Below are 16,572 nucleotides of genomic sequence, written 5' to 3'. Positions count from 1 at the left end.
GGCTCGTCTCAGGTCCGCGGCCCTGAGCCCGGATGCAGTCCGCACCCTTCTGACCCGGGAGATGCCCATGACCACCGCCCCTGTGAAGCCGGCCAAGCTGCCGCGCGAAGAGGATCCCCGCAATCCGGTCTCCCGGCTCACCGCCTTGTTCGACCCGGGCACGCTCGAGCTGATCACTCCCGACAATCTGTCCGGGATGCTGGCGGCTCGGGGCACGATCGCCGGCGCCCCGGTGATCGCGTTCTGCTCGGACGCCACCGTGATGGGCGGCGCGATGGGTGACGAGGGCTGCGAGGTCGTCGTCGAGGCGTATCGGGTGGCTCGCGAGGAGGAGCTGCCGATCATCGGGTTGTGGCACTCCGGTGGGGCGCGGCTGGCCGAGGGTGTGCTGTCGCTACATGCGGTCGGCAAGATCTTCTACGAGATGACGCAGGCTTCCGGCAAGATCCCGCAGATCTCCGTCGTACTCGGCCCGGCCGCCGGCGGCGCGGCGTACGGGCCTGCTTTGACCGACATCGTGATCCTCGGGCCGGAGGGGCGGATCTTCGTCACCGGGCCGGATGTGGTCCGGTCGGTGACCGGCGAGGACGTCGACATGCTGCGGCTGGGCGGTCCTGAGCCGCACGGGCGTCGGTCTGGGGTCGTGCACATCACCACGGACTCCGAGGCTGCGGCGATCGAGAAGGCTCGTCGGTTGGCGGATCTGTTCGCTAACCCTGGGTCGGTATCGGCTGAGGTCTCGGACACGGATCTGTCGGGGTTGTTGCCGGAGTCGGCCAAGCGTGCGTACGACGTGCATCCGTTGGTCGGCGGGGTGCTTGACGAGGAGTCCGGTGTCGAGCTGCATCAGCGGTGGGCGCCGAACATCGTCACGACCCTTGGGCGGCTTGGCGGTCGTACGGTCGGGGTGATCGCGAACAACCCGCTGCGGCTGGGTGGATGTCTGGACGCGTTGTCGGCGGAGAAGGCTGCCCGGTTCGTGCGGATGTGCGATGCGTTCGGGGTGCCGATGGTGGTGCTGGTCGACGTACCGGGGTACCTGCCGGGTGTCGGTCAGGAATGGGACGGCGTCGTACGCCGGGGAGCCAAGCTGCTGCATGCCTTCGCCGAGTCGGTCGTGCCGCGCGTCACGCTGGTGACCCGCAAGACCTACGGTGGCGCGTACATCGCGATGAACGCACGCTCGCTCGGGGCGACTCGGGTGTTCGCCTGGCCGCGCGCCGAGGTGGCCGTGATGGGCGCGGTCGCCGCGATCCGCATCCTGCACCGCCGCCGGCTGGCCGAGGTCGAGCCAGACCTGCGCCCGCAGGTCGAGGCCGAGCTGGCCGCCGAACACGAGAAGATCGCCGGCGGCATCGAACGAGCCCGCCAGATCGGCGTCGTCGACGAAATCGTCGAGCCGAGTGCTACCCGGTCAGCGCTGGCCGCCGCGATCGCAGCCGCTGAGTCCGGCGGCCGCGTCCGCGGCAAGCACGGCAACATCCCGCTGTAGTTCAGCGCTTGTGTACCGCCGGCCTCCTGAGGGAACCGGCGGTGCCATCGCCTGCGTCGACACAGGCGAGCATTCGACTGAACTCACGGAGGAACCACCGCCCATGCGCAAACCCTTCTTCGCCGCCGCCGTCACCGCTGCGGTCGTCGGCTCCACTCTCGTCGCCCTGCCTGCCGGCGCGGCGGTAGGAGACGTACCGACCGACTGCGCGGTGTACACCACCGCCTACCGCTCCGACGGCCAGCGACTGTCCTACGGGTATGACGCCCGCAAGACGAGCATTACCTCGTACCCCGGCGACAAGCTGGCCTGGGTGCCGTCCGCGCAGCAGCAGATCGGTGCGGCCGGTGATACCGACTTCTTCGTCAGCAGCGAGTTGGTCACGCACCCGACCGACGGCTACCTGTACGACCTGGAGCGCCAGGGTGAGCGGACGAACGGCGTCTGGAAGATGACCAAGAACACGGCCACCCGGATGGCGTCGGGCTTCGCCGGCACCCGGATCCTCACCAACGGCACCTATCTGTACCGCGTCGCGGGTACCTCCCTCTACCGCTACAAGGTCAGCTATACGAACGGCAAGTACGTGGTGTCCGCGCCGACCACGCTGCGGACGACCAGCTGGGACTCGGTCAAGACGCTGACCTACGAGCGCACCGAAGGCACCGGCAGCGCGGCGGTCGACGTACTGATCGGCACGAAGACCAACGGTGAGCTGAAGGAGTGGCGGATCAACCTGGCCAACCCGGCCACGATCGGCTCCACCGTCCTGCAGTCGACTGGGTGGGCCGGGTTCGGCAGCTTGAGCAGTGGCTACTGCCAGTCGCACCAGGCGGGGCGGCCGTTGATCGGCATCACCACCGCGGGGGCGGCGTCGATCTACTTCGACGCGAACCAGAGCGATCGAATCGGCACCGACATCAAGGGCGGGTCGCTCGGCTCGCTGGGCTGGACGGCCAAGAGCTACGGCCAGTAGGTCAACACGAAGGGCGCGGACCCTGGGGTCCGCGCCCAGCTCGGGTGCGGTCAGTGCCAGAAGGTGGTGAGGTGCTCGGCGGCGGCTTTGCCTTGGTCGTAGCCGGCTTGGGCGGCGGGTGGGCGTCTCGAGAGGTCCATCATGTTGCTGCCGAATGCTTCGAGGGCGTTGGCGTCCGGGAGGATGGTCTCCACCGTGCTGCCACCGGCTTGTAGTTCGTCGATCTGGGCTGCCAGGTGCATGTTCCACTCTTCCGGCGCTCGGGATCTGCCACCGAAGGGTGAGAGCACCAGCACGCCTTCGTAGCCGGCTGCTAGATCGGCGTTCTCGCTGGAGCGGCGGTAGCCGCCGTCGATGTAGCGGCTGTCGCCGATGGCGTACGGCGGGCCGCTGGCGGTGCTTGCGGCGATGGCGTCGGCTAGGTCGACTCCGCTGTGTCGGTCGAACACGACCGGTTCGCCGGTACGAGCGTCAACTGCCGTGACGTGCACCAACTGTTGCGGCCAGTCCTGGCTGGGCAGCCGCGCGGCGACGGTAGCGCGCCATTGCGTCGACCACGAACCATCCGACGCGGCATCGATCTCAAGCGCCGACGCGCCAAGCCGACGGCGCATGTCAGCCGGCCCCTCAGCCGTGGCGATGATCTCGCCCGTCCGCTGCAAATGGTCAACCCGCGGCGGCCCACCAGCGTTGGACGGACGTTGCTGGGGTGTGGCGGTGAGAATGTCTGCCAGCAGTTGGGTTGGATTGGTGCTGGTGAGCTGAGCCGCAGCGGTCGCGCCTGCAGAAGTACCGATGATCAGGTCGGCGTCGGTCACATCCACCCCGGCCTCGAACAACCCGGCGGCAACGCCGATCAGCCAGGCGTTGCCTGCCGATCCCCCGCCACCGAGTACCAATGCACGCATGAGAGTCGCCTTTCATCGAATCGGCGCAAACGAAAAGGCGCGGACCCTGGGGTCCGCGCCCTTTCACGTGGTGCGGCCGCTGTGTGTGACAACCGGGGGTGTCCCGACACCCGGTGGCCCAGCGGCCACTTCTATCTCCCGATGATCGGGAAGCTTGTTCATAGCATCGTGCAAATCGAGCCAGTTGTCCTGCCCTCACGGGCTTTCTTCTGAACTTCTCAGGTTCCGCTCAGACCACCTGATGCAGCCAGCGCACGGGAGCCCCGTCACCGGCGTACCGGAACGGTTCGAGCTCGTCGTCCCACGGCCGGCCGAGCAGCCGCTCGACCTCCTCGGTCAGATCCGCCTCGCCGCTGGCCGCCTTCAGCATCGCTGCCTTCAGCCGCTCCTCGGGCACCATGATGTCGCCGTGCACCCCGGTGGTCGCGTGGAAGACGCCGAGCGTCGGCGTGAAGGAGTACCGCTCGCCCTCGACCCCGTTGCTGGGTTCTTCGGTGACCTCGAAGCGCAGCTTCTGCCACCCGCGCAGAGCGGACGCCAGCTTCGCCGCCGTACCGGCCTCGGCCTGCCACGACAGCTCTGCCCGGTACGTTCCCTGCGCCGCGGGCTGTGGCGTCCAGTCGAGTTTCACGGGCACGCCTAAGATGCCGCCCGCTGCCCACTCAACATGAGGGCACAACGCTGACGGCACGGTGTGGACGTATAGAACGCCACGAGTCGTCGCCACCGGGACCTCCTGTGTTCGAGCTGCGCCTTCCCCAGCGTTCTCGAACAACCACCGTCGATCCCGGACGGCGAGGTCCATACTGCACCACCCACCCCGCCAACACCAGCAACCTCGCCGCGTCAACCACATCACCATCGTGTCGCGATCCGGAACCATGCGGTCCGCAACCATCGCACCGCCGCGCCGCCCTGTCCTTCCAACTTGAGCGTATCCGCGGCTCGCCCGGATCGGAGGAAGTTGTCCACAGGCGTCAGACCGAGGAGCGGATCACCAGCTGGGTCGGCAGGATGAGGGGGGTGGGGTGGTCGCCGGCCATCAGGGCCAGGAGCATGCGGGCCATTTCTCGGCCCAGGGCGTGGATGGGTTGGTTGACTGTGGTGAGGGGTGGGTCGGTGTGGCGGGCGCTGGAGATGTCGTTGAAGCCGACGATGGCGACGTCGCCGGGGACCGAGCGGCCTGCGCGGGCCAGCACGCGGAGGGCGCCGATGGCCATCTGGTCAGAGGCGATGAAGACGGCGTCCAGGTCGGGGGCACGGTCGAGCAGCCTGGTCATCGCGGCGTTGCCGCCGTCTTCGCTGAACTCGCCGTCCTCGGTCAAGCCGCTGCCGAGGCCGGCCACGGCTAGTGCGTCCTGGTAGCCCTGCAGTCTGGCCATGCCTGCGCCTTCATCCAGTCGGCCGGTGATGGAGGCGATCTTGCGGCGGCCGGCCTGGACGAGATGCTCGGTGGCGAGTCGGGCGCCTCCGCGGTTGTCGGCATCTACGTAGTACCGCGGCTCGAAGTTCAGCGGGCGGCCGCCGAAGACGACCGGCACGGAGGCGCTGTCGGCGATCGCCGCGAGCGGGTCGTCGCCGTGGAGGGACATCAGCATCACGCCGTCGGCCTGCCTGGTACGCAGCAACTGCTCCAGTCGCGCCTGGCCCCGCGAAGACGTGGCCAGCGACAGCATCAGCTCCAGCTCGGTCTCCTCCAGTACGGAGTTGACGCCGACGACGACCTCGGCGAAGAACGGGTCCGCGAACATCGCCGGATCGTCACCCGAGATCGCCAGCACGACCGACCCCGCCTGCTGGGTCGCCAGCGCGCGGGCCGTGGCGTTGGGCACGTACCCGAGGTCGTCGACGGCCCGGCGTACCGCCTCGCGCTTGGCGCGGCTGACGTGCGGCGCGTTGTTGATCACCCGGGACGCCGCCGATCGCGACACCCCGGCGCGCTCGGCGACCTCGTCGAGGGTCGGTTGCCGCCTGGGCGTCTCGATCGTCACCTGGTCGTTCTCCTTCACCTTGCCTGATCGAGACTGTATCTCCGTCACGAGATTTGGGAGCGCTCCCAGTCCCATGGACGCCGAGGCCTCGGTGACGCCGCTGAGTCAGCGTCGGGCGGGAAACTGGGAGCGCTTCCAGCCGACCATAGGCCTCCGAGCGGCCGTTGTGAAGAGCAGGTTTACCGCTTGTTTCAGTCTTGACACGCCCAGACGGCCTCGGCACCATGCACAGGGACGCCGCTGATCCTTTGGCCAAATCTGAAAGCGCTCCCAGCGCGATCCCTCCGGAGGCAGCTGCATGACCACACTCCGAAGGCGCTCAGTGACCACCCTGACCGCCTTCCTTCTCCTTCCAGCGACTCTCGTCCCGGCGACCCTCGCCGTTCAGGCCGCGGCGGCCGACGGCCCGCAGTACGAGCGGATTCTGAACGGGAACTTCGACAGCGGCGTCAACAGTCCGTGGTGGACCAGCGGGAACACGCCGTCGGCCGTCACCGACGGGCGGCTGTGCGCGCAGGTCCCCGGCGGCACCGTGAACGTGTGGGACTCGATGATCGGCCAGGACGACGTGCCGGTGGAGAGCGGCCAGCCCTACACACTGCGCTTCGAGGCATCGGCCAGCGAGGCGACCATGTTCCGGGCGGTCGTCCAGACCGCGTCCAAGCCAACGGCGACCGTGCTGAACGAGACCGTCAACGTGACGACCACCGCGCAGACGTTCACCTTCACCGGGACGTCGCCGACCACCGCGGAGCACACCCAGGTCACCTTCCAGGCCGGCGGCGGCAGCACGCCCTACACGCTGTGTCTGGACAACATCTCGTTCGTCGGCGGTGTCGTGCCACCTGGTGGGGTACGGGACTTCGGCTCTCCGGTCCGGGTCAACCAGCTCGGCTACCTGCAGAGCGGGCCCAAGCGGGCCACCTACGTCACCGACGAGACCAGCCCGCTCGACTGGCGACTGCTCGACACCGCGGGCAGCGTCGTTGCCCAAGGCAAGACCAAGCCGCATGGCGTCGATGCGATGTCCGGTACCAACGTCCAGCTGATCGACTTCAACCGGTACCGCGGCACCGGCGACGGCTATCGCCTGGCAGTCGGTGACCAGCTCAGCGAGCCCTTTGCTATCGGCAACGGCATCTACAAACCGCTGGCCCAGGACGCGCTCGAGTACTTCTACAACAACCGCAGCGGCATCCCGATCGAGGCCCAGTACGTCGGTGCTGAACACGCTCGCGATGCCGGGCATCTGGGCGTCGCGCCGAACAAGGGTGACACCTCAGTCCCTTGTTTCCCCGGGACCTGCACGTACAGCCTCGACGTGCGGGGTGGCTGGTACGACGCGGGTGACCACGGCAAGTACGTCGTCAACGGGGCGCTGGCGGCGTGGCAGTTGCTCGATCAGTACGAGCAGTCCGGTGACGAGACGCTGAAGATTCCTGAAGCAGGCAACAAGATTCCCGATGTGCTGGACGAGGCGAAGTGGGAGATCGACTTCCTGCTCCGGATGCAGGCGCCGTCCGGGATGGTGCACCACAAGATCCACGACGAGAAGTGGACCGGGCTGCCACTCAAGCCGGCCGACGATCCGCAGCAGCGCTACCTCTACCCGCCGTCGACGGCCGCCACGCTGAACGTCGCCGCGGTCGGTGCCCGCTGCGCGCGGGTCTATGCGAAGTGGGACAAGGACCTGGCCGCGCGATGCCTCACAGCAGCGACCAAGGCATGGAGTGCGGCGAAGGCCAACCCGGCTGTCTATGCGCCCGCTGGCGGCGAGGGCGGTGGCGCGTACGACGATGTGAAGGTCACCGACGAGTTCTCTTGGGCCGCGGCCGAGCTCTTCGCGACGACCGGCAAGCAGTCGTACAAGAAGGCGATCACGACGCATCTCAAGGCGGCGGACGGTTTCTCGTGGCAGGAGACGGGCGGGCTGGCCGACCTCGCACTCGCGCGGGTGCCGCGGCGGCTCTCTCCGGTTGAGTACTTGGGCTTGGTCATCCGGATTGCGAGGGTCGCGGACAAGTACCTGGCTGATCTGCGATCGCAGGGATACGCCAACCCGTACCTCCCGGCGGACGGCAAGTACGTCTGGGGGTCGAACAGCGCGGTCGCCAACAACGCGATGATCATGGCGACGGCATACTCGCTGACTAGGCTGCCGAAGTACCGGGACGGCGCGTTGGAGTCGCTGGACTATCTGCTCGGGCGGAACGCGATCAACCAGTCGTACGTGACCGGGTACGGCGAGCGGGACAGCCACAACCAGCATCACCGGTTCTGGGCGAAGTCGCTCGACCCGGCGCTGCCGTCGCCTGCTCCTGGAGCGATGGCGGGCGGGCCGAACTCGGGGCTGCAGGATCCGGTGGCGCAGCGCGGGCTTCAAGGGTGTGCGCCGGCGACCTGTTATCTCGACAACATCGGTTCCTACTCGACCAACGAAGTCGCGGTGAACTGGAATTCGGCGCTGGCGTGGATCACGGCCTTCGCAGACAGCCAGTCACCCAGGCAGCAGAAGACGCAGGCTCTGCTTGCGAGTCCGGTTGACCTGACGAGTGGGTTCTACGTCAATCCTGACTCGACGCCCAAGGCGTGGGTGAACAGCCACGGGAGTGACTCGCGGGCTTCGACGATCAACACCAATATCGCGAGCAGGCCGACGGCGAAGTGGTTCGGCAATCCGCCGGCCGGTACGACGATCGGCGCGATGGTTGGTGGGTACGTTGGGGCCGCCGATAACGCGGACAAATTGCCGGTACTGGTCGCGTACAACCTGCCCGGGCGGGATGCGTGTGGTGGGCACTCGGGTGGGGGCGCGGGGTCGCCGGCGGCGTACCGGAGTTGGATCGCTGCGTTCGCTGACTCGATCGGTGCTCGGCCGGCGGTCGTGGTGATCGAGCCGGACGCGTTGGGTGATTTCGAGTGCATGACGGCGGCGCAGATTGCCGAGCGCAACGGGATGCTTGCCTTCGCCACCCAGCAGTTCCACGATCGGGCGCCTAACACCTGGGCGTATCTCGACGCGGGCAACGCGGGTTGGGTGCCGGCGGCAACGATGGCTGCTCGGCTGCAGGGGGCGGGGATCGCTAATGCGCGTGGGTTCGCGGTGAACGTGTCGAACTACTACACGACCAGCGCGTCGGTGACGTACGCCAACAACGTGCGGTCCAGCCTCGGTACGGCGAAACCGTTCGTCATCGATACCAGCCGGAACGGCAACGGCTCCAACGGCGAGTGGTGCAACCCAGCCGGCCGCAAGCTCGGCACTCCGAGCCAAATCGGTGGCGGCGCCGAGATGCTGCTCTGGATCAAGGTGCCCGGTGATTCGGATGGTCCGTGCGGGATTGCTCCCACCACTCCGGCTGGCCAGTTCAACCCAGACCTGGCAGTTCGCCTGATCAACGGGACATAAGCAGTCACCTTGAACACCAAACGGCGACCTCGGACAGGAAATATCTTGTCCGAGGTCGCCGTTTGGTGTTCAAGGTCGCCAGTTTCGGCCGGGGTTAGGGGAAGCGGGAGGCCAACGCTATGCAGGCGCCGGCGGCGGCCAGCGTGAAGAGCATGGCGATGCCGGCGAAGCGGGAGGTTACTTCTTTGTCGACCTTGTCGTAGCCGACCGAGGAGCCGATGTCCTTGTAGACGTCTTCGAGTTCACCCGCGGACTCGGCCGTGTAGGCCTCTCCCCCGCTGATCTCGGCGACGCTGCGCAGCTCGGCGCGGTCCGGGGGTACGCGCTGGCGGATGCCGTCCATCTCGATGAAGCCCGAGTCCGTACCGAAGGTGATCGTGTAGACCGGCGTGTGCTTCGCCTTGGCCGCCTGAGCGCCCTCCTGCGCGGTCCGGCCCACCGTCCGCTTGCCGTCGGACAGCATCACGATCCTGGCCGGGGCCGGGTCGTTCGGGTGGTCCGGGTCCGCCGGGACCTGGGTGAGCGCCTGCAGCGAGGTGAAGATGCCCTCACCCGTCGCGGTCGACTCGGCGAGCTCGAGCCCGTCGATCGACCGGAGCACGGTCGCCCGGTCGGTCGTCGGCGGCACGATGATGGACGCCGTCCCGGCGAAGTTGACCAGCGCGACGTTGAACTTGGTCGGCAGCTGGTTGACGAAGTTCTTCGCCGACTTCTTGGCCGCCTCGAGCCGGTTCGGATCGATGTCGGTCGCCATCATCGACAGGGATACGTCGATCGCGACGACGATGGTGGCCCGCTCGCGCGGCACCTTCACCTCGTCCTTGGGCTGCGCGAACGCGATGATGCACGACGCCGTCGCGAACAGGGCCAGTACGACGGCCAGGTGCCGGCGCCACTGCGGCCGGCGCGGCGCAACCCGGTCGAGCAGCGCGATGTTGGTGAACCGCAGCGCGTACTGCGCGCGCCGGTGCTGCAGGAAGATGTACCCGGCGACAACGACCGGGATGAACAGCAGGAACCACAGTCTGGCCGGAGACAGGAACTCCATCAGCGAGCCACTCCCTTCGGCGGTTGGTGCAGGCGGGGCGCCATTCGCCGGTAGGCGAGGACGAACCGCACGGTGTCGGCGACCCAGTCACGGTCGGTCCGCAGGACCAGATGTCCGGCTCCTACCCTACGCAGGGCCGTCCTGGTTCGTTCCCGCTGCGCCAGCGCGGCCGCGGCGAACTCCTCGCGCACCCTGCGCTTGCGGGTGTCGATCTCCCGGATCGCTCCGGTCTCCGGGTCGCCGATCAGGACGACGCCGATGTTCGGCAGTTCCAGCTCGCGCGGGTCGACGATCTCGACCGCGAGCACCTGGTGCTGGGCCGTCAGCTTGCGCATCGAGCGCTCCCAGGACGGTTCCATCCGCTTGTCGATCTCGCCGTCCTCGGGGGTGAGGAAGTCGGACACGATCACCCGCAGGCCGCGCTTGCGCTGGGTCCGGGCCATCGAGTCCAGCGCGCCGGCCAGATCGCTGCGTGCCTGGTGCTCTCCGTGATCGGTCTCCGCGAGCAATGCCCGGAGCAGACCGTAGAGGGCGAGCCGCCCGGACCGGGCCGGCCAGCGGCGCAGGCTCGAGTCGCGCAGCATCAGCCCACCGAAGCGGTCACCGAGCCGGTGGGTCAGGAAGCCGACGGTGGCGACGGCCGCCACGGCCAGCTCGCGCTTCTCCAGTTGCGAGGTGCCGAAGTCCATCGAGGCGGACAGGTCGACCATCGCCCACGTCTCCAGCTCCCGGTCCGCGATCAGGTCGCGGACGTGCGGGACCGTAGTACGGGCGGTCACTGCCCAGTCCATCCGGCGGACGTCGTCGCCGACCTGGTACTCGCGGGCCTCGGCCAGCTCGGTGCCCGGTCCGGGCAGCAGGCCGAGGTGCTCGCCGTGCAGGAAGCCTTCCAGCCGGCGGACGACCGTCAGCTCGAGCCGGCGCAGCGCGCGCTCGGGAGCGAGCTGCGAGATCGTCATCGCAGCCCGCGGGTCTGGTCGGTTGGCCACTAGACGAACTCGGGGCGTCCGCTGCCGTCGGTACCGTCGCGCCAGACCGGCTGCGGCGGCGGGACGGTGGCCAGGATCCGTTCGACCACGGCGCGCGGGTCGATGTTGTCGGCGACCGCGTCGAAGGTCAGCCCGAGCCGGTGTCCCATCACGTCGAGGGCGATCGTCTGGATGTCGCTCGGCAGCAGGTAGTCGCGGCCGTGGATCAGCGCCAGCGCCCGGCCGGCCGACACCAGGCCGAGGGTCGCCCGCGGGCTGACGCCGAGCTCGATGATCGGCTCCAGGTCGGGCAGGTGGAAGTCGGCCGGCGTCCGGGTCGCCATCACCAGGCGGACGGCGTACTCCGCGACCAGGTTGTGCACGAAGACCTGCTCGGCCGAGCGCTGCAGCTCCATGATCGTCTCGGGCTTGAGCACCTGGCGCGCCTGCGGCGGGTCGACGCTCATCCGGCGGAGGATCTCGAACTCCTCGTGCCCGCGCGGGTGCGGTACGTCGATCTTGACCAGGAACCGGTCCCGCTGCGCCTCGGGCAGCGGGTAGACGCCCTCGGACTCGATCGGGTTCTGGGTCGCGATCACGATGAACGGTTTCGGCATCGGGAAGGTCTGGCCGCCGATCGACACCTGCCGCTCGGCCATCAGCTCGAGCATCGCCGACTGCACCTTGGCCGGCGCCCGGTTCACCTCGTCGGCCAGGACGAAGTTCACGAAGGTCGGGCCGAGCTCGATGTCGAACGCCTCGCGGGTCTGCCGGTAGATCCGGGTGCCGACGATGTCGGACGGCACCAGGTCGGGAGTGAACTGGATCCGGGCGAACGAACCACCGACCACCGACGCGAAGGTGCGCACCGCCAGCGTCTTGGCGACGCCGGGCACACCCTCGAGCAGGCAGTGACCCTTGGCGAGCAGCGACACCATCAGCGTCTCGACCATGTGCTCCTGGCCGACGATCACCCGTTTGATCTCGCTGATCGCCTCGCTGACCAGGTGCGACTGCTGGGCCACCGACCCGGTCGGCACAGTGGTTTCGGTCATGCCTGTCCTTCCGGGGTCCACGGTGGACCATGTCTGCGCACGGGAACTGCCACCCATTCCATCAGATCGCCGGACCTGGGCACGCGCGCGCCCCGCCCCGCTCCCCTCCTATCCTGCCCAGCCGCTCAAATCCGAACACTCCCGTACTCCGGCCTGCGGCGACACGGCTACCGGGGATGTGGTGGGATTGGAGGTGATGACCGCGACCGACTCCCAGACCGACACGGCGGTACCGGCGGAGCCCGACACTCCCGCCGAGGTGCCCGCCGAGGCTCCCGCGCGGGCCGTGCCGGAGCCGTTGCCGCTGCTGCCGGAGGACCCGCCGCGGGTCGGCGACTTCTGGCTCCGGGGCCGACTGGGCGCCAACGCCGCTGGCTATCTCTACATCGCCGCCGACGAGTCCGGACGCGGAGCTGTGGTCGCGATGATGACCGAGGGCTCCTCCGACGACGCGGCAGCCCGCGACCGGTTCATCACCGCGGTCGACGAGCTGCCGGACGGCATCGTGCTCGCGCACAACGACGAGGACGACGAGGACGTGGCGCTCTGGGCCGCCATCGGACCGGTCCGCGAGGACGACGGGTCGAGTGCGGCCGCCGACGAGCAGCTGATCGCCGAGCGCCGCGGCGAGGACATCCTCTCGGCGGTCCTGATGGATCGGGTCCCGCCGATCGGCCGGGTCCGCGGGCCGGACTTCCGGCACTACTGGGAGAACCGCCGCCGCCCAGGCCTGTTCCGGCTCTGGCCACTGCCCTGGCCATCTGCGCTGAAGCCCGCCTCCTGGCTCGCGGTGGCGCTCTCGCTGCTGACGATGGCTGTACTGATGGCAGTGGCGATCCTGGTCGCGTGGTTGATGTTCCGCCACGCGCCCGAGGTTGACCCCGAACCGCTCATTCCGCCGCCGGACCGCACCTTCACGGTCACGGTCACGCCGACCACCCCGCCACCCGGCACGGGCGGCACGGAAAGCCCGGCCACGCCCGGTGGCAGTCCGTCGGAGAGCACCACCGTTCCGCCGCCAGGCTCACCCGGTACGGGCTCCCCCGGCGGCACCCCGCAGCCCGGCGACCGGTTCTAGCTCGACCGGTTCTGGCTCGCGGGGCTGGGCTTCGCGGGCCGGAGCAGGCTCACCAGCCCGATCAGGCTGACGACCGCCCAGCTGCCTTCCAGCAGCAGGAAGCCCCAGGAGCTCTCGACGGCGGCGATCACCGCCAGTACCGCCGAACCGATCAGGTTCAGCAGTTGGTACGACAGGGTCTTCTGCTCGAGCCGTCCCGCCTGCGCGGCCGCGAAGGCCACCAGCACGGTCAGGGCACCAACGATCTCGATCACATCGACGACATGCATCAGCTCGGCCCCTCCAGGGACCGGCGTCGTCTTGTCGGGAACCGGGTACGGCGCCTTCTCGTCCGGAGGCCCACCGGATCGGCGGGCCTCCGTCCAGAGTACCTACAACGCGAGCCGGATCGCAGTTGCCTTCGTCACCAACTGGGTGGCCGCGGCCGGCGAGATCTTCTTCACCGATTGAGCTGCTTTCACCTCGACCACGAACGCGATCAGCAGCACCTTCGCCACCGGCTTGTTGTTGGCCTTGATCGCGGTCCGGGCCTTCTCCAGCTTCAGTACCAGCGACGTCTCGAGCGCCTTCTGCAGGTGCAGCGCCTTCACGTCGGCGATCAGGTTCGTCAGCATCTTGTCCGGGCTCGGCGGCGCGACGGTCTCGGCGAACTCGACCGACCCCGCGTCACAGTTCGCGCCGAGCGGCCGGGGCTGCAGCCTTTGGTCGTCCAAGGTCGTGCAGTTCGCGACCGGTACTCGTCCACCGAGTGGGCTGGTCGCAGCGGGCAGCCGGCCTTCCGGGTAGCCGTTCGACAAGGCGCCGAGTTGCGGATCGGCGGTCGTGACGAGGTCGGAGGCGATGGTGCTGCAGGTGGCGTCCCGTAGTACGGAGAAGCCGCCTGACACACCATGGAAGGCGCCGCCGACGCCGGCGCACGCAGTACCGGTGATCGGTAGGACGAGGGCGCTGCGGCTGATGGCTACCGTGGCGGACGGTACGGCGGCGATGTGCGCGCCCGTCGTCGCCTTGTCGTCGGCCATCGTCACGTGGGTGAGGTCGACGTTCGTCGCGGTGGTGAAGTTCAGTCCGCCGCCCGTGGTCGCGGTGTTGCCGTTGACGGTGCTGTTCAGCAGGCTCGCCGCGATCGCCGAGATCCGCGCGCCACCACCGGTACCGGCCGCCGGTACGACGGAGTTGTCGTTGATCGTCGCCTTGTCGAACTTGACCGACTCCGCGGCCAGGTCGAGGCCGGCGCCGTTGGCCGCGTGGTTCCCGTAGTACTTGCCGCCGTCGAACGCGGCCTGGTACGCGAAGCCGACCTTGACGCCGCCGCCGTTGCCGGTCGCGGTGTTGCCGGAGATGATCGGCTGGAAGCCGCTGACCGAGCCGGCGCTGAAGGCGTACACGCCGCCTCCGTCGGTACCGGCCGTGTTGTTCTGGATCTCGTTCGAGTCCAGAGACATCGACGACGTCGGAACCACGTCCGGGCCAACCGTGAGGAAGGCCAGGCCGCCGCCGCGCTGCGCCGCCGTGTTGCCGATGAAGCTGCCCTTGTAGTCGCTGAAGTCGCCGACGCTGATGGCCGCGCCACCACCGTCACCGGCCGAGATGTTGTTGTCGATCGGTGTCCGGTCGATATACGTCGATGCGGTGTTGCCGCCGTCCTCGACCAGTACCGGCGTGACGGACAGGCCGCCGCCGGACACGGTGCTCTTGTTGCCCGAGATGCCGGACAGCATGATGTTGATCCCCGACGCCGGGGTGCCGCTGCGTTGCGACATGGAGATCGAGATGCCGCCGAGGGCGTCGACCGCGGTCAGTCCGTTGTTCGCGACTCCGCTCGAGTACATGTTGAGTCGGCCGCAGTTCACACAGCGGATGCCGACCCGGCCGTTGTTCTCGACCTGGGTGAAGTTCAGCTCGGTCTTGTTGGCCGGGAAGCCCTGGCCGGTGTTGCTGATCCCGGCGCGGGTGTTGTTCGAGATCGTCGAGTTGTCGAGCGTCAGCGGGTAGCCGTCGACGAGTGAGATGCCCGAGCCGATGTTGTTCGTGATCGTCGTACCGTCCAGATGCGCCGAGCAGTTGTCGCAACTCACGACGCTGCCGGTGTTGTTGTGCAGGTTGCTGTTGTTCAAGGTCAGCCGGTACGGCGTGATGCCATGGTCGAAGCTTGACCAGACGACCGACCCGCCGGGCGAGAGCACGTTGCGGATCTCGACATTGGACAGCAGCAACTCACTGTCCGAGCGGACCGCGGCACCCTCCAGCCCGACCGACGCCGCGTTCGGGCCGCCGTCGATGATCAGGTCCTGGAGCTCGAGCCGGCCCGCGTGGTTCGTACTGTCGATGATGCCGACCGCGTCACAGCTCTGGTCGATGATCGAATTGTTGCCCTGCACAACGAGTTGGTGGCCGTCGGCATGGGTCAGTGGCCCGGCGCAGTTCGTCAGCGAGTAGGTCAGCCCGGCGCCCAGCGCGATGGTGTCGTCGGCTCCGTTCGTACCGGCCGTCGTGAACGCCTCCCGCAGCGACGTCAGGCCGTCGCCCGGATTGACGACGTCGGCCGTCGTGGTGACGGTGATGGTGGCAGCCGAGGCGATCGGCGCGGCCACCGCGACCAGGCCGGAGCCGAGCAGCCCGGCCAGCGCGGCGGCGCGCAGACAGGACACGGTGATTCTGGACATGTGACATCCCCCCACAGGAATCGGACGACCAGAATCACCTAGGGAGGGGTCAGTGACAAGAGGTAGCTAGTCCAAGAGTCTGAGCAGTTCTTTGTCGCGCCAGAGCTCACTGGGAACCGATTGCCGGACCAGGGCGGCATCGGCCCGGATCTCGGCCTGGCTGGCTGCGCCGATCAGCACCGAGGCGACCGCCGAATGCCTGCCGGGGAAGGCCAAGGCGGCCTGCGGCAGCGATACGCCGTACCGCTCGCAGACGGCCGAGATCCGTCGTGCGAGGACGACTGCAGGGTCAGTCGTTTGTTTGGATTGATCGATCTGGAGAACCTGCTTGCTCAGTACGCCGGAAACGATCGCGAGTACTCCCCTGGCCTGACAGCGATCCAGCAGAGGTGCCGCTGAGCGGTCGAGCAACGAGTACTGGCCGGCCAGCAGAACCGCGACAAGCTCCGTGTCACGGACGAGCCGGTCGAGCAGCCGCCAGTCGTCGGCAGCCGCTCCGACGGCGCCGATCACGCCTTCGGAGCGCAGCTCGTCGAGGACCGGGTAGGCCTCCTCGATTGCCTGCTGCAAATGCTCGCCCGGGTCATGGAGCAAGGCCAGGTCGATGCGCAGGCCGAGCCGCTCGCCGCTCTCGAGCAGGGATCGGCGAATGCCCTCGGCGGAGAAGTCGGCGGTGCCGTCGATCGTCCGGCCGACCTTCGTCGAGAGCAGGAACTCCTCGCGGGGGCGGCGGGCCAGCGCAGTACCGAAGCGCCGTTCTGAGCGCCCGCCGCCGTAGCGTGGTGCGGTGTCGAAGTACCGGATGCCGGCCTGGTACGCCGCGTCGATGGTGGCCGTGGCGACCGCATCCCCGTCCGGGCCGGGCAGATCACCGATCGGCGATCCGCCGAGCCCGAACCGGGGCAGCCGGAACTTGGTCGCGGTCTTGGGGCTGAGAACGTGGCTCGGAGCGGTCATCTGACTGGCCCTCCCTGGTCGGCA

Annotated in this window: 13 protein-coding genes and 1 riboswitch; of the genes, 4 read left to right on the top strand and 9 right to left on the bottom strand. The window is 68.3% G+C overall.

What is annotated here, in order from left to right:
- Nucleotides 1-67 precede the first annotated feature (67 nt).
- Nucleotides 68-1,492, top strand: a complete 1,425-nt coding sequence (locus OHA70_RS25950) for an acyl-CoA carboxylase subunit beta (RefSeq protein WP_328322049.1) — start codon at nucleotides 68-70, stop codon at nucleotides 1,490-1,492.
- A gap of 103 nt (nucleotides 1,493-1,595) precedes the next feature.
- A complete protein-coding gene (locus OHA70_RS25945) occupies nucleotides 1,596-2,468 on the top strand; it encodes a hypothetical protein (RefSeq protein WP_328322047.1) in 873 nt (290 codons plus the stop codon).
- A 50-nt stretch (nucleotides 2,469-2,518) separates the two neighbouring features.
- Here the strand turns inward: OHA70_RS25945 and OHA70_RS25940 are convergent, their stop codons facing one another.
- From OHA70_RS25940 to OHA70_RS25930, 3 genes are all read right to left on the bottom strand, one after another.
- On the bottom strand, nucleotides 2,519-3,376 hold the full coding sequence (locus OHA70_RS25940; RefSeq protein ID WP_328322045.1) for a patatin-like phospholipase family protein: 858 nt from the start codon (nucleotides 3,374-3,376) through the stop codon (nucleotides 2,519-2,521).
- 229 nt (nucleotides 3,377-3,605) lie between these two features.
- Nucleotides 3,606-4,103 carry a DUF3145 domain-containing protein gene (locus OHA70_RS25935; protein ID WP_132193951.1) on the bottom strand — a complete coding sequence of 166 codons (498 nt, stop codon included), beginning with the start codon at nucleotides 4,101-4,103 and terminating at the stop codon, nucleotides 3,606-3,608.
- A 250-nt stretch (nucleotides 4,104-4,353) separates the two neighbouring features.
- Entirely contained in the window at nucleotides 4,354-5,385 is a 1,032-nt protein-coding gene (locus OHA70_RS25930; protein ID WP_328322036.1) for a LacI family DNA-binding transcriptional regulator, read from the bottom strand.
- A 304-nt stretch (nucleotides 5,386-5,689) separates the two neighbouring features.
- Here OHA70_RS25930 and OHA70_RS25925 point away from each other — a divergent pair, with 304 nt between their 5' ends.
- Nucleotides 5,690-8,776, top strand: a complete 3,087-nt coding sequence (locus OHA70_RS25925) for a glycoside hydrolase family 9 protein (RefSeq protein WP_328322034.1) — start codon at nucleotides 5,690-5,692, stop codon at nucleotides 8,774-8,776.
- A 94-nt stretch (nucleotides 8,777-8,870) separates the two neighbouring features.
- Here OHA70_RS25925 and OHA70_RS25920 read toward each other — a convergent pair whose 3' ends face one another.
- From OHA70_RS25920 to OHA70_RS25910, 3 genes are read right to left on the bottom strand one after another with little or no spacing between them, the layout of a single operon-like run.
- The gene (locus tag OHA70_RS25920; RefSeq protein WP_328322032.1) at nucleotides 8,871-9,824 is read right to left on the bottom strand and encodes a VWA domain-containing protein; all 954 of its coding nucleotides are present in this window, start codon (nucleotides 9,822-9,824) and stop codon (nucleotides 8,871-8,873) included.
- Nucleotides 9,824-10,783, bottom strand: a complete 960-nt coding sequence (locus OHA70_RS25915) for a DUF58 domain-containing protein (protein ID WP_328322030.1) — start codon at nucleotides 10,781-10,783, stop codon at nucleotides 9,824-9,826. Before OHA70_RS25915 ends, OHA70_RS25920 begins: the two co-directional genes overlap by 1 nt.
- 29 nt (nucleotides 10,784-10,812) lie before the next feature.
- A complete protein-coding gene (locus OHA70_RS25910) occupies nucleotides 10,813-11,847 on the bottom strand; it encodes an AAA family ATPase (RefSeq protein ID WP_328322028.1) in 1,035 nt (344 codons plus the stop codon).
- Nucleotides 11,848-12,043: 196 nt separating this feature from the next.
- Here OHA70_RS25910 and OHA70_RS25905 point away from each other — a divergent pair, with 196 nt between their 5' ends.
- Complete coding sequence (locus OHA70_RS25905) at nucleotides 12,044-12,925, top strand: hypothetical protein (protein ID WP_328322026.1); 882 nt, start codon at nucleotides 12,044-12,046, stop codon at nucleotides 12,923-12,925.
- On the opposite strand, the gene OHA70_RS25900 is transcribed toward OHA70_RS25905, so the two are convergent.
- From OHA70_RS25900 to OHA70_RS25890, 3 genes are all read right to left on the bottom strand, one after another.
- Nucleotides 12,922-13,194, bottom strand: coding sequence for a CBU_0592 family membrane protein (locus OHA70_RS25900; RefSeq protein ID WP_328322024.1), 273 nt, complete (start codon nucleotides 13,192-13,194; stop codon nucleotides 12,922-12,924). The two genes, OHA70_RS25905 and OHA70_RS25900, sit on opposite strands and share 4 nt — an antisense overlap.
- A gap of 20 nt (nucleotides 13,195-13,214) precedes the next feature.
- A riboswitch (guanidine-III (ykkC-III) riboswitch) is annotated at nucleotides 13,215-13,284 on the bottom strand.
- A 12-nt stretch (nucleotides 13,285-13,296) separates the two neighbouring features.
- Nucleotides 13,297-15,591, bottom strand: a complete 2,295-nt coding sequence (locus OHA70_RS25895; protein WP_328322022.1) for a right-handed parallel beta-helix repeat-containing protein — start codon at nucleotides 15,589-15,591, stop codon at nucleotides 13,297-13,299.
- Nucleotides 15,592-15,657: 66 nt separating this feature from the next.
- Nucleotides 15,658-16,548: an aldo/keto reductase gene (locus OHA70_RS25890; RefSeq protein WP_328322020.1), complete on the bottom strand. Its 891-nt coding sequence runs from the start codon at nucleotides 16,546-16,548 to the stop codon at nucleotides 15,658-15,660.
- Nucleotides 16,549-16,572 lie beyond the last annotated feature (24 nt).

This window comes from Kribbella sp. NBC_00382 (assembly GCF_036067295.1).
Taxonomy (GTDB): Bacteria; Actinomycetota; Actinomycetes; order Propionibacteriales; family Kribbellaceae; genus Kribbella.
Note: the sequence above shows the minus strand (reverse complement) of the source record. Positions and strands in the feature narration are given on the sequence as shown.